The organism is Solwaraspora sp. WMMA2059 (genome assembly GCF_027497315.1).
In the GTDB taxonomy this organism is placed as follows: Bacteria; Actinomycetota; Actinomycetes; order Mycobacteriales; family Micromonosporaceae; genus Micromonospora_E.
In genome coordinates this window covers 4,918,919-4,930,769 of the sequence record NZ_CP114908.1, presented here as the reverse complement: position 1 = coordinate 4,930,769, position 11,851 = coordinate 4,918,919, and the positions used below count along the sequence as shown (strand labels likewise).

The following is an 11,851-nucleotide window of genomic DNA, read 5'->3' as shown; positions in this document are numbered from 1 at the left end:
CCGGCGGGGCCGGCTGTTCCGCGAAGGTCGGCTACCCCGCCTCGGCCCGCTCCGTCACGGTGCGGATCGCCGCCGCCGTGCCGACCGCGATCTCCTCGACCTCGTCGGCGGAGACGACCAGCGGCGGGCCGAGCAGGATCACGTCACCGTTGACGCCGTCGGCGCAGCCGGTACCGCTGTAGAGCAGCAGACCGGCGTGCCGGGCGGCGGCGACGACCCGTTCGGCGACCCGGGCGGTACGGGCGTACGGCCGCGCGGTCTGCCGGTCGGCGACCAGTTCGACGCCGACCAGCAGGCCGCGACCGCGGACGTCCCCGACGTACGGCGAGTCGGCCAGTTCCCGGCGCAGGGCCCGGCGCAGCGACTCGCCGGCCCGCCGGCCGGCCGTGACGAGGTCACGCTCCCGCAGCACCCGCAGCACCGCCCGGCCGGTGGCCGCCCCGACCAGGTGGTGCGAGTAGGTGAACCCGTGGGTGAAACCGGTGCGCGCGATCGTGTCGTGCACCGGGCCGGCGGCGACGGCCAAGCCCAGCGGCCAGTAGCCCGAACTGGCCCCCTTCGCCGCGACCAGGATGTCCGGGCGTACGCCCCAGTGGTCGACGCCGAACCAGGTGCCGGTGCGGCCAAAGCCGGTCATCACCTCGTCGGCGATGAGCAGCACTCCGTACCGGCGGCAGACCTCGGCGACGGCCGGCAAGTAGTCGTCCGGCGGGACGCAGGCACCCAGCCCGGCCCCGGCGATCGGCTCGGCGATGAACGCCGCGACCGGCCGGGCCCGGCACAGCTGCGCCAGCGCCGCCGCGTGCCGCGCCCCGCAGCCGACCGGATGGGTGTCCGGGAACGGGCAGCGGTACTCGTACGGGGTCGAGGTGTGCACCGCCTGCCCCAGCCACGGCAGGTACGGCGCACGCAGCCCGGCCCGGCCGGAGACGTCCAACGCGCCCCGGGAGTTGCCGTGGTAGGAGCCGACCCGGCCGACGACGAGGTGCCGGTCCTCGCCCCGGGCCAGGTGGTAGGCGCGGGCCATCTTCAGCGCGGTCTCTACCGCCTCGCTGCCGCCGGAGACCGGGAAGACCAACGGATCGTCCATCGGCAGTACGGCCGCGAGCTCGGCGGCGTACTCCTCCAGCACGTCGGCGCGGAACATCGAGCCGTGCGCGTACGCGACCGCGCCGGCCTGCTCGGCCTGCGCCCGGACCACCTCGGTGACGCCGTGGCCGATGCCGACGACGATCGCCCCGGCGGCCGCGTCGAGGTAGCGCTTGCCGGTGGTGTCCCACAGCTGCGCGCCGAACGCCGAGGCGATCCGTGGCGCGTCGTCGGACACCCGGCCGAAGACGTGGCTCATCCCGGTACGGCGACGGCCCCGCCGGCTGCGATCTCCCCGCCGGCTGGGGCCTTTCCGTTGCCGGCGACCTTTCCGTTGCCGGCGGCCTGCATGTCGGCGGCAACCTCGGCGACGGCGGCGCCGAACAGCCGCAGACCGGTCTGCGCCTGGGCCCGGGTGATCACCAGGGGCGGCGACATCCGTACCGCGTTGACGCCGGCCTCCAGCACCAGCAGGCCGCGACTGAACGCCGCCTGCTGTACCTGGCCGGCGATCTCGCCGGTGGGGAACTCGACGCCGATCATCAAGCCGACCCCGCGCACGTCGACGAGTAGCTGCGGGTACGCCTGCTGCAGTTCGCGCAGCCCGGCGAGCAGGAACTCACCCTGCTCGGTGGCGTTGTCGAGCAGGCCCTCCTCCTGGATGACCCGCAGGGTGGCGAGGCCGGCGGCGCACGGCACCGGGCTGCCGCCGTAGGTGGAGCCGTGCGCGCCCGGACCCCAGGCCTCCATCAGCTCGGACCGGGCCAGGAACGCGCCCAGTGGCAGGCCGGAGGCGATGCCTTTCGCGCTGATCAGGATGTCCGGCTGTACGCCGGTGTGCTCGATCGCCCACATCCGGCCGGTGCGGCCCATGCCGCACTGCACTTCGTCGGCGACGAGCAGGATCCCGTGCCGGTCGCAGATCCGCCGCAGCCGGGCGAGCCAGCCGGCCGGCGGCACGATGAAGCCACCCTCACCCTGGATCGGTTCGACGAAGATCGCCGCGACCTCGCTCGGATCCACCTGGTGCTCGAACAGCACCTCCTCGATGAAGTCCAGCGAGGCTGGTGCGTAGGGCGCGTGCAGCACGCCGGGCAGCAGCGGGCCGAATCCCTTGTGGTACTTGGACTTCGACCCGGTCAGCGTCATCGCCCCGTAGGTGCGGCCGTGGAACGATCCGTAGAAGCTGATCACGTACTGCCGGCCGGTGGCGTACCGGGACAGCTTCAGCGCGCCCTCGACGGCCTCGGCCCCGGAGTTGGTCAGGAAGACCCGTACCGGCCCGTCCATCGGTGCGGTCTCGGCCAGCGCCTGGCACATCTGGCCGTACAGCGGCAGGTAGAAGTCGCTGGCCGAGTAGTGCAGCAGGGTCGCGGCCTGCTGCTGCACCGCTTCGACGACGCTCGGGTGGCAGTGGCCGGTGGAGGTGACCGCGATCCCGGCGTTGAAGTCGAGGAACAGGTTGCCGTCGACGTCCTCGACGACGGTACCGTGGCCGCGCCGGGGCGCGATCGCGTAGGCGCGGGGCAGCGACGGGCTGGTCACCGCTTGGTCGCGGGCCAGCACTTCGCGGGCCTGCGGTCCGGGCAGTTCGGTGACCAGGTGCGGTTGCGGGCGGTCCGGGTCGAACCAGTCGGGGATCGTCGTCATCAGGCCACCACCGTCTGCGACTGCTCGCGGAGGAACTGCTGGAGGTAGTACGGTCCGCCACCGGCCTTGCCGGTGCTGCCGGAGCCCTTCCAGCCGCCGAACGGCTGCACCCCGGGCCAGGCACCGGTGGTGGCGCCGGCCGGCCGGTTGACGTAGACGACGCCGGCTTCGATCCGGTCGAGGAAGTGGTCGATCTCGCCCTGGTCGGTGGAGAAGAACCCGGCGGTCAGGCCCAGCGGCACGCTGTTGGCCCGGTCCAGGCCCTCGTCGACCGAGTCGACCGGGCTGACCGCCACGAACGGCACGAACAGCTCGCGCTGGAACAGGTCGTCGTCGGGCGGTACGTCGGCGACGACGGCCGGCGCCAGGTAGTAGCCGTCGGGGCGGCCGTCGACCCCGGCGAGCACCTGGCCGCCGGTGACCACCCGGCCGATGGTCGCGGCGTGCGCGACGGCCTCGCCGTAGCGGCGTACGGCGGCGGCGTCGATGACCGGACCGAGGTACGTGTCGCGGGCCAGCGGGTCGCCGACGACCAGCGACTCGGCCCGTTCGGCGAGCCGGGTGACGAACTCGTCGTGGAGTTCGCGCGCCACGTACACCCGGGAGCAGGCCGAACATTTCTGGCCGGAGAAGCCGAACGCGGAGCGGGCGACGCCGGAGACCGCCCGGTCCAGGTCGGCCCGGGCCGAGACGATCGCGGCGTTCTTGCCGCCCATCTCGCAGACGACGGGCCTCGGGTAGGCGCCGGTGAACGCCCGGATGATCGACATGCCGGTCTTGTACGATCCGGTGAAGGTGAGGCCGCCGACGCCGGGGTGCGCCACCAGCGTCCGGCCCGGGTCGTCGCCGCCGGGGAGGAAGTGCGCGACCCCGGTCGGCAGCCCGGCGTCGACCAGGCACTCGAAGAACTTCCAGGCCGAGAAGGTGCCCTGCAGGCTGGGCTTGAGGACGAGGGTGTTGCCGGCGACCAGTGCCGCGCCGGCCGGCCCGGCGGTCAACGCCATCGGGAAGTTGAACGGGCTGATCACGGCCCAGACCCCGTACGGCTTGAGCACGCTGCGGGTGGACTCGTTCGCGGCGATGGTCGCCATCGGCTGGTCGAAACCGTGGTGCTTGTCATACATGTCGCAGTAGTAGCGGATCAGGTCCGCCGACTCCTCGACGTCGCCGAGCGCCTCCAGCCGGTTCTTGCCGACCTCCATGCTCATCAGCGCGGCGTACTCGTTGGAGCGGTCGCTGATCAGGTCAGCCGCCCGGCGCAGCACCGCGACCCGGTCCGGCCACGGTGTCGCGGCCCAGCCGGGCGCTGCGGCGTGAGCGGCCGTGACGGCCGCGTCGACGTCCTGGTCGGTGGCGGCGGTGACGGTGGCCAGCTTGAGCGTCACGTCGCCGGGGCTGACCAGCTCGGCCGGGTCGACCCCGGGCCGGACGGTGCCGTCGACCACCGGAGTCAGGCGCTGACCCAGCCAGGCCCGAGCCCGGTCCGCGCCGTCCTCGTACGCCGTGTGCAGGTCCTCGTTGTCAGCGGACAGGGTCGCGTAGGTGACCCGGAAGCGTGCGGCCACGGAAGAACTCCTTTCGGCAGGACGGCACCCCGGTGAAGGGTGGCAAAAATTCCAGACATCATCGCGTCATGCAGGAAAATCTACTGCGCAATGCGTATCAGAAGCAAGAACTTCTCCGCCGAGCAGGGCCGCTGCCGGGCCGCCGGAGGCTGCTGCAGGGCTCACGACAGACGGGACCGGGGTGCCCGGACCGGCCGTCAGGCCAGCCCGGACACCCCGGTCCGTGGTGTTTCGGTCAGTCGCTGCGGGTCAGGAGACACCCAGGGTGGAGAGGTAGTCCGGGTTCTCCGACAGCCACGCCTCGACGGCGGCCGGCTCGTCACCCTCGTGCACGTTGAACATCAGGTCCTCCAGCGAACCGAGCTGCTGGTCGTCCATCTGGAACTTCTCCAGCATCGCGGTCACCTCGGGGAAGTCCGCGCTGAACCCGGTCCGGGCCAGCGTGGTGATCTCCTCGGCGGTACCCAGGGTGCCCTCCGGGTCGGCCAGGTCCTTCAGCTCGTAGTTCGAGTAGGCCCAGTGCGGGTGCCACAGGGTCACCACGATCGGCTCCTCGTCGCCGATCGCGCTCTGCAGCGCGGCGAGCATCGCCGGGGTGGACGAGGTCCGCAGCTCGTAGTCGTCCAGCCCGTAGGTCGGCATGACGTTGTCCTGGGTGGCGGCGGTCAGACCGGCACCCGGCTCGATGCCGATGATCTCGTTGTTGAACAGTTCGGCGTTGTCGGCCAGGTCTGCCAGCGAGTCGACCCCGTCCACATAGGCGGGGACGGCGATGCTCAGGCTGGCGTTGTCGTACCAGACCCCGATCGTCTCCAGGTCGTCGCTGTACTCCTCCATGTAGGAGGCGTGCGTCTGCGGCAACCAGCCGTCCAGGAACAGGTCGATGTCACCGGAGGCCAGACCGGAGTAGACCACGCCGGCTTCAACGTTGGTCAGCTCGACCTCGTACCCCTCGGCCTCAAGGATGTTCTGCCACAGGTAGGAAGCGGCAATCGCCTCGTCCCAGGCCATGTAGCCGATGGTGATGCTCTTGTCGACGGCGTCGGAACCGTTGTCGCTGCCGGTGTCGCTGTCGGCGTCGCTGCCGCAGGCGGCGAGCCCCAGGGCCAGTGCGGCGGTGGCCGCCACCGTGGCGCGGCGTAGCGGGTTGTTGCGGAACATTCGTTGTCGTCCTTCCATCGTGTTGCCCTACACCGGCGTACTCGCGGCAGCGAGGCAGGGCGCCGGCACCGGTGACCCTCCCTGCGGGATCTCGGTTCGGATACGGTTTAGCTCTGGTTCGGTCTCGGGTCGGGCCGGTCCGGTCGGACTTGCGGGTCAGGCTTCCTGCAGCGCCCGCTGGGCCTTCGCCGACCGGGTACGGGCCCCGATCGAGTCGGTCAGCCGGTCGAGCACCACCGCCAGGATCACCACGGCCATGCCGCCTTCGAAGCCCTGGCCGACCTGGAGCCGGGCGAGTGCGGTGTTGATCACTTCGCCGAGGCCGCCGGCCCCGACCATCCCGGCGATGACGACCATCGACAACGCCAGCATGATCACCTGGTTGACCCCCTGCATGATGGTCGGCAGGGCGAGCGGCAGCTTGGTACGGAGCAGGACCGCCCAGGGCGACGCGCCGAACGCCTCGCCGGCCTCGATCACCTCGCGGTCGATCTGTCGCAGGCCCAACTGGGTCAGCCGGACCCCCGGCGGCATACTGAACACCACCGTAGCGATCACCCCGGGGACGGCGCCAATGCCGAAGTAGAAGATCGCCGGGATCAGGTAGACGAACGCCGGCAACGTCTGCATCAGGTCGAGCACCGGACGGGTCACCGCCGCGGCCCGCTGGTTCTCCGCGATCAGGATCCCGAGCGGGACCGCTATCGCCAGCGACAGAGCACTCGCCACCAGCACCAACGCCAGCGTACTCATGGTCTCTTCCCAGTAGGGCATGCCGGCGACGATGCCGAGCCCGACGGCGGTGCCGATGCCGAACTTCCACCCGCGCAGCCACCAGCCGAGCGCCGCGAAGATCAGCACCACGACGATCGCCGGCGGTGCGAGCAGCACGTCGACCAGGGGATCCACCAGCGACTCGACGAACGTCGAGATCCCGTCGAAGAGCGCACCCAGGTACTCGGTCGTCCAGTCGACGACGAACTCGAACGCCGCGCCGATCCGGACGTACGGGAGGATGCTGTCAATGCCGTCAGCGGCGTTCATGAACGGTCTCCCTCCGGGCTCAGCACTGCATCAGCCGGGGTTGCCTGATCGGGGACTGTCGCGGTGATGGTGCCCACCTCGCTGGAACTGGTCGGCTCGGCGTCGTCGCTGGTCCCGTCGCTGGTCCCGTTGCCGGCGTCGCTGCCGATGCTGCCGAGCGCGGTGAGCAGGGTGATCCGGGGGATCACGCCGGCGAGCCGGCCAGTGGCGTCGGTCACGGCGAGCGGGTGCGAACTTTCCGCACAGGGGGTGAACAACTCGGCGACCGGGGTGTCTTCCCCGGCGACCCGGACGTGGTCGGTGGTCACCACGTCCTGCAGGTTCCGCCGGCCGTCGCGGACCGCCTGGTCGATGACGTCGTCGGAGACCGTACCGAGGAACTGCTTGTTCTTGCCTGTGACATAGATCGCGGAGGTCTGGGTCTCCCGGAGGATCCGGGCGGCGACCCGGGGACCGGAGTTGACGTCGACGACGCCGAGCGGTCGCTCCATCACCGATGAGGCGGTGAGGATGCGGGTACGGTCGACGTCCGCCACGAACTGTGCGACGTAGTCGTTCGACGGGTCGGTGAGGATCTCCTCGGCGGTGCCGAGCTGGACGATCCGGCCGGAGCGCATCACGGCGATCCGGTCACCGAGGCGCATCGCCTCATTGAGGTCGTGGGTGATGAAGACGATCGTCTTGCCGAGCTGAGCCTGCAGGTCCAGCAACTGGTCCTGCACCTCGCGGCGGATCAGCGGGTCGAGGGCGGAGAACGCCTCGTCCATCAGCATGATGTCGGTGCCGGCCGCCAACGCCCGGGCCAGGCCGACCCGCTGGCGCATCCCGCCGGACAGCTCCTGGGGCAGTTTGTCCGCCCAGCGGTCCAGACCGACCAGGCGCAGTGCCTCCATCGCCCGCTCCCGCCGTTCGGCGCGGGGCAGCCCGGCCGCCTCCAGCGCGTAGCCGGCGTTCTCCAGCACCGAGCGGTGCGGCAGCAGCGCGAAGTGCTGGAAGACCATGCTGATCTTCTCGCGGCGCAGCTTGCGCAGCGCGGCCGGCTTGAGCTTGGTCAGGTCGACGCCGTCGACCTCGACCGAGCCGCCGGTCGGGGTGAGCAGGCCGTTCAGCATCCGGATCAGGGTGGACTTCCCGGACCCGGAGAGCCCCATCACGACGAAGATCTCGCCGGGCCGGACCTCGAAGTTGGCGTCGACGACGGCTGCGGTGGCGCCGCCCAGGTTCGCCGGAGCATCGGGTTGGCTGGTCTTGAGGCGCTCGAGCGCCTTGTCAGCACGTTTGCCGAAAATTTTGTACAACGATTTCACGACGATTGCGGACACGATCTCCATTCCAACGAATGTCGTGACGCTGGTCCCAATCGACGCACACGGCAGGTGTTCATCGACCGAAATCGAGTCGTCGGACGGTCGGTGGGCAAGTCAAACCAGGTCTGTGGTGGGGGTTTGCACCCGACCATACCCGACGGTCTGCCACGAACGAAAAACATCCCCGTACGGGATGTTTCGGGCATCTCGCACGGGGTGTCTGGGGGCGGTGCTGCCATTCCAGCTGTTCCATTGTCGACGGTATCGCCACCGAATCAGGTATGTGTGCTGGCGGTGCGGCAAAGCGCACACCGCGCTCGCCGGCCCGAGATGCGAGGTATGACGAGGAACCTCCGGTTATCCCGGGGGTAGGGCCCTGACCTGCGGCGGCGACGCCCAAGGGCGCCCGGCGGAGGTCTGTGCCGCAGGTCGCCGTAGCTACCTGGATAACAATTCATCGGCAACTGGGTGGGCCACTGCTGATCTGCGGAAAAGGGCGGCCGGGGCGACGGTTCGGGTTGAACGTGATCTCTCGACGGTGAATCAGTAATCGAGTTTCGTAAAATGTGCTGGCAGGGTGTGGGGGAGTGCGGTGCCCGAAGTGCCGCTCGATCGTCGTGAATGGTTGGTGCAAATGAGCGGGCAAGGGTTTGCGTGGCGATGAGCGCGCTAACCTCTCTGCACCGCCCTGCCGTCCTGCCCTTCACCTCTGTGGCTCTGCTCCCTGCCTCTGCCGCCCTGGCACCTCGCCCGATGAGCCACCTCCCCCGCTGGGCCGCTGCCTCCGACTACTTCCCACTAACAAGCCGTGCTGGCTCACCCGGACTTCGCAGCCCGAAGGCGGTTCTGGAGATGGGCACCCTGACCTGACGGTCGAGAAAGTTGCATGTTCAGTGTCGGTCGGGCAACGACATTCGTGGCGCCCGACGGGAGCCCTTGCGGGTGGAACTGTCGACCCGACCACTGAGTGGATCACTGCGGTCGATCCGGTCTCTTGCCTGACTGCCCCGCATAATTGGGCAAAACCGCCTATAGTCCTGTCTATGCTCAGTACTCGGGCGAGAATCCGGCACGCCATCGGTGACCAGCGGATCATCCGCGTCCAACGGCTCGTGGCACCTGTCGTGCGCCGCAACCTGACCCTGCTGGCCAGGGTCTACGACACCGACAAGGGTCGCGGACACGGCTACGCCGCGCTGTACGAGCGGCATCTCGGCGACCTCCGCGACCGCCCGATCAACCTGCTCGAAATCGGCATCGGCGGCTACGACTCAACCACCTGGGGAGGTTCGTCGCTGCGCACCTGGCGGGACTACTTCCAGCGTGGCCAGATCCACGGCCTCGACATCGCCGAGAAGCAGATCGACGAGCCGCGAATCCACGTTCACCGCGGCGACCAGTCCGACCAGACCTACCTGCGGGAGCTCGGGCGCCGGTACGGGCCATTCGACGTCGTCATCGACGACGGTAGCCACGTCAACGCGCACATCCGGGCATCGTTCGACGCACTCTTCGTCGACCACGTGCGACCGTCGGGCTTCTACATCATCGAGGACATGTCGACGGCCTACCTCGACGAGTACGGCGGCGGCCCGCCCGGAGACCAAGGCACATCCGTCGGACTCGTCCAGAGCCTCTGCGACGATGTGAACCGACGGCACTGGGCGGGGTGGCACGGACGGCCCGCCCTACCCGTACGGGCCGTCCACGTCTACGAAAAGATCGCCTTCGTCCAGCACGGCTGACCACCGGCGGAACTGCAGTGGACATCGACGACGCGGCGACGGTCAGCCGAGTCCCTTGACGCCCGGATAAGCCGTGTCCGAAAGAACCTGTACGGCGGTGCCTGCGGCGGAGGTAGAGGGGTGGTACACCCGCAGCGGATGCCGCGTTCGACCTTGTCAACCCACGAGTGGGGTTTGCCGATCCGGTTCGCGAAGACCTGTTGGGTGAGTCCGCGTCGGGCGCGGAGTTGGGCGATCCGCCGGCCGATGGGCTGGTCGGCGATGCGGTGGCGGCCGGGCGCGGTCATCGGTGCATGCTCCGGTGGATCTCCTCGGTGGTCGCGCCGCAGCGGGGGCACCACCGGGACTTGATGCGGATCGCGAACAGGCCTAGGAGGAAGCCGGGCATCAGGCCGGCGAAGACAATCGGTAGCAGTTTGGCGATCACGAGCACTCTTACCCTCTGGCGAGGCCGGCGGGTCGGAGCGCGGCAACGCTCCGACCCGCTGGCCCGTTTCACCGGAATCGGATTCGGGTCACCGCCAAAATCCGATGTGCCCAGTTGACCCCAGTCGGGTGGTGACAGGAGGGGGTGCGCGTGGTGCGTATCGGTGCGGATCAGTGTCAGGGCAGCCTGCCGGACACCAGGTCCGCTACCGTGCGTGAGAGCGACCACTACGGATGAAGGGTCGATGCGGTGGCAGTCAGCGGGGACGGGATCACGCGCTTGTTGACCGAGGCGGCTGGCAGCCTGAGCAGTCGGCACGATCCTGGACCTGCGCGCCGCCGAGGCGTACGCCAACAACCACGCCGTCACCGACACCCGCCGTGCGCTCGACAGCGCCTTCGACCGGCTCACCGACGAACGTCCGGAACACGGCGACCCCGACTGGGCGTACTGGATCAACGAAGCCCAGGCCCACGCCCAGGCCGGCTACTGCTACGTCAAATTCGAAGACTGGATCCGCGCCCGCGAACACCTCCGAGCCGCGCTACGACTCCAGGACGACGAGTACAGCCGCGAAGGCGCGCTGCGCAACGCCCTGCTCGCCACCACCTACGTCCGGCAGGACCAACCCGAGCTGGACAAGGCACTCGCCCTCGGTGACCAGGCCGTCCAGACCCTCACCGGGCAGGTCACCTCCGCCAGGTGCATCAAGCACGTCCGCAACCTCGTCGGCGCACTCGGCCCCTACCGACGCACCCCCTCCGTCCGCCGATTCTGCAACGACGCCAAAGACCTCATCGCACGTGAGTAGGCCAGCAGCCATCAGACGAGGGAGCGAGCATGGAACGTAACACCTGGCGCACGTCGAGCCGGTCCGGCAGCAACGGCCAGTGCGTCGAGGTCCGCGACCGGGGCACCCAGATCGACGTACGCGACTCCAAAGCCCCCGCCGCCGGGACGCTGACCTTCGACCCCGCCGCCTGGACCACCTTCACCACCACCCTCAAGTCCGACGGCACCCGCCCGTAACCCCTGGCTCCCCCTGCTCGTGGCGACTCTCCACACGGGCCGCCGCGAGCGCACCAACTGCGTCAGTCACGGCCGATGATGGTTGCCGAGTCGGCAGGCAGCATGCGCCGACGGATCTACCTGACCCTGCTCGTCTCCGCACCGATGTCGCCTGCACACGAGTGGATCATCGCCCAGCAGTCGGCCGATGTTGCGTCGGCGACCGGCAGGCAGGTCGCTCATCCCGGCCTTACCTGACGCACCGCAACCATGATCAACCGCCTACGCTTCACCCCTGGCAACCGAGCCATCACTCACGATGCTTGGTGCCGCACTCAACAATTACCAGACACCCCAGGAATCTGTAGGCTTGAGGTCACTACCGGGTGTAGTCCATTTGTCTTACATCGACTTAGATATTTCACCGATCTTCTCCCGTAGAACTGAATTCTCCTTCAAGGTTTCAGGAATCGCGATGGATCCGCGCTCCGCGATGACCAGAGAGGTCAAAAGGAGACCTTCAATCAGTTCCTTGCGAACGGGGTGCCGGCTGGCCCAGTAAAACTCCGAGAGGGAGCCGATGAATCGAGAAAACGCTATCGAGTCGACCTCGCAAGTGTCGTTCTCGGCAGGCTTTAGTCCACTGTCGACACCTAGCATCGATGCCACCTTTTCCGTCAAGGCAACATAGAGCAGCCCAGTCTGCAGAGCAGGATCCCAGACATCGTCACCTGAGATTGTAAAGTAGTAGCTCACTCGGCGATCTCCAACCGCAAATCTAGCCCCGGATGCTCTTGGCGCAATCGAGCGAAGCGCTCCTGCAGGGCGGATCGAAATCTGGGGTCAACGCCAGGC

The 11,851-nt window shown here is 68.8% G+C and carries 12 protein-coding genes; 2 read left to right on the top strand and 10 right to left on the bottom strand.

Features of this window, described 5'->3' with window-relative positions; all coding sequences use genetic code 11:
- Positions 1–31: 31 nt before the first annotated feature.
- The 6 genes from O7553_RS22505 to O7553_RS22480 all read right to left on the bottom strand — a co-directional run bounded on the left by O7553_RS22505 (position 32) and on the right by O7553_RS22480 (position 7,840).
- Positions 32–1,348, bottom strand: a complete 1,317-nt coding sequence (locus O7553_RS22505) for an aminotransferase class III-fold pyridoxal phosphate-dependent enzyme (RefSeq protein ID WP_281551661.1) — start codon at positions 1,346–1,348, stop codon at positions 32–34.
- Complete coding sequence (locus tag O7553_RS22500) at positions 1,345–2,739, bottom strand: aminotransferase class III-fold pyridoxal phosphate-dependent enzyme (protein ID WP_281551660.1); 1,395 nt, start codon at positions 2,737–2,739, stop codon at positions 1,345–1,347. The genes O7553_RS22505 and O7553_RS22500 overlap by 4 nt, the downstream gene beginning before the upstream one ends.
- Entirely contained in the window at positions 2,739–4,304 is a 1,566-nt protein-coding gene (locus O7553_RS22495) for an aldehyde dehydrogenase family protein (RefSeq protein WP_281551659.1), read from the bottom strand. The genes O7553_RS22500 and O7553_RS22495 overlap by 1 nt, the downstream gene beginning before the upstream one ends.
- Positions 4,305–4,553: 249 nt before the next feature.
- Positions 4,554–5,465, bottom strand: a complete 912-nt coding sequence (locus O7553_RS22490) for a glycine betaine ABC transporter substrate-binding protein (RefSeq protein WP_281551658.1) — start codon at positions 5,463–5,465, stop codon at positions 4,554–4,556.
- A 156-nt stretch (positions 5,466–5,621) separates the two neighbouring features.
- Positions 5,622–6,509, bottom strand: a complete 888-nt coding sequence (locus O7553_RS22485) for a proline/glycine betaine ABC transporter permease (protein WP_281551657.1) — start codon at positions 6,507–6,509, stop codon at positions 5,622–5,624.
- A complete protein-coding gene (locus O7553_RS22480) occupies positions 6,506–7,840 on the bottom strand; it encodes a glycine betaine/L-proline ABC transporter ATP-binding protein (protein ID WP_281551656.1) in 1,335 nt (444 codons plus the stop codon). The genes O7553_RS22485 and O7553_RS22480 overlap by 4 nt, the downstream gene beginning before the upstream one ends.
- A gap of 1,019 nt (positions 7,841–8,859) precedes the next feature.
- Here O7553_RS22480 and O7553_RS22475 point away from each other — a divergent pair.
- A complete protein-coding gene (locus tag O7553_RS22475) occupies positions 8,860–9,561 on the top strand; it encodes a hypothetical protein (protein WP_281551655.1) in 702 nt (233 codons plus the stop codon).
- Here O7553_RS22475 and O7553_RS22470 read toward each other — a convergent pair.
- The 3 genes from O7553_RS22470 to O7553_RS22460 form a co-directional block, all read right to left on the bottom strand.
- Positions 9,528–9,848: a helix-turn-helix domain-containing protein gene (locus tag O7553_RS22470; RefSeq protein ID WP_281551654.1), complete on the bottom strand. Its 321-nt coding sequence runs from the start codon at positions 9,846–9,848 to the stop codon at positions 9,528–9,530. The genes O7553_RS22475 and O7553_RS22470 overlap by 34 nt on opposite strands.
- Positions 9,845–9,988 (bottom strand): hypothetical protein, encoded by a 144-nt coding sequence (locus O7553_RS22465; protein WP_281551653.1) that lies wholly within the window; start codon positions 9,986–9,988, stop codon positions 9,845–9,847. Before O7553_RS22465 ends, O7553_RS22470 begins: the two co-directional genes overlap by 4 nt.
- Before the next feature lie 544 nt (positions 9,989–10,532).
- Positions 10,533–10,703 carry a hypothetical protein gene (locus tag O7553_RS22460; RefSeq protein WP_281551652.1) on the bottom strand — a complete coding sequence of 57 codons (171 nt, stop codon included), beginning with the start codon at positions 10,701–10,703 and terminating at the stop codon, positions 10,533–10,535.
- Positions 10,704–10,828: 125 nt separating this feature from the next.
- Here O7553_RS22460 and O7553_RS22455 point away from each other — a divergent pair, with 125 nt between their 5' ends.
- A complete protein-coding gene (locus O7553_RS22455; RefSeq protein WP_281551651.1) occupies positions 10,829–11,017 on the top strand; it encodes a DUF397 domain-containing protein in 189 nt (62 codons plus the stop codon).
- Positions 11,018–11,398: 381 nt separating this feature from the next.
- Here the strand turns inward: O7553_RS22455 and O7553_RS22450 are convergent, their stop codons facing one another.
- Positions 11,399–11,752 carry a DUF6086 family protein gene (locus O7553_RS22450; protein ID WP_281551650.1) on the bottom strand — a complete coding sequence of 118 codons (354 nt, stop codon included), beginning with the start codon at positions 11,750–11,752 and terminating at the stop codon, positions 11,399–11,401.
- Positions 11,753–11,851 lie beyond the last annotated feature (99 nt).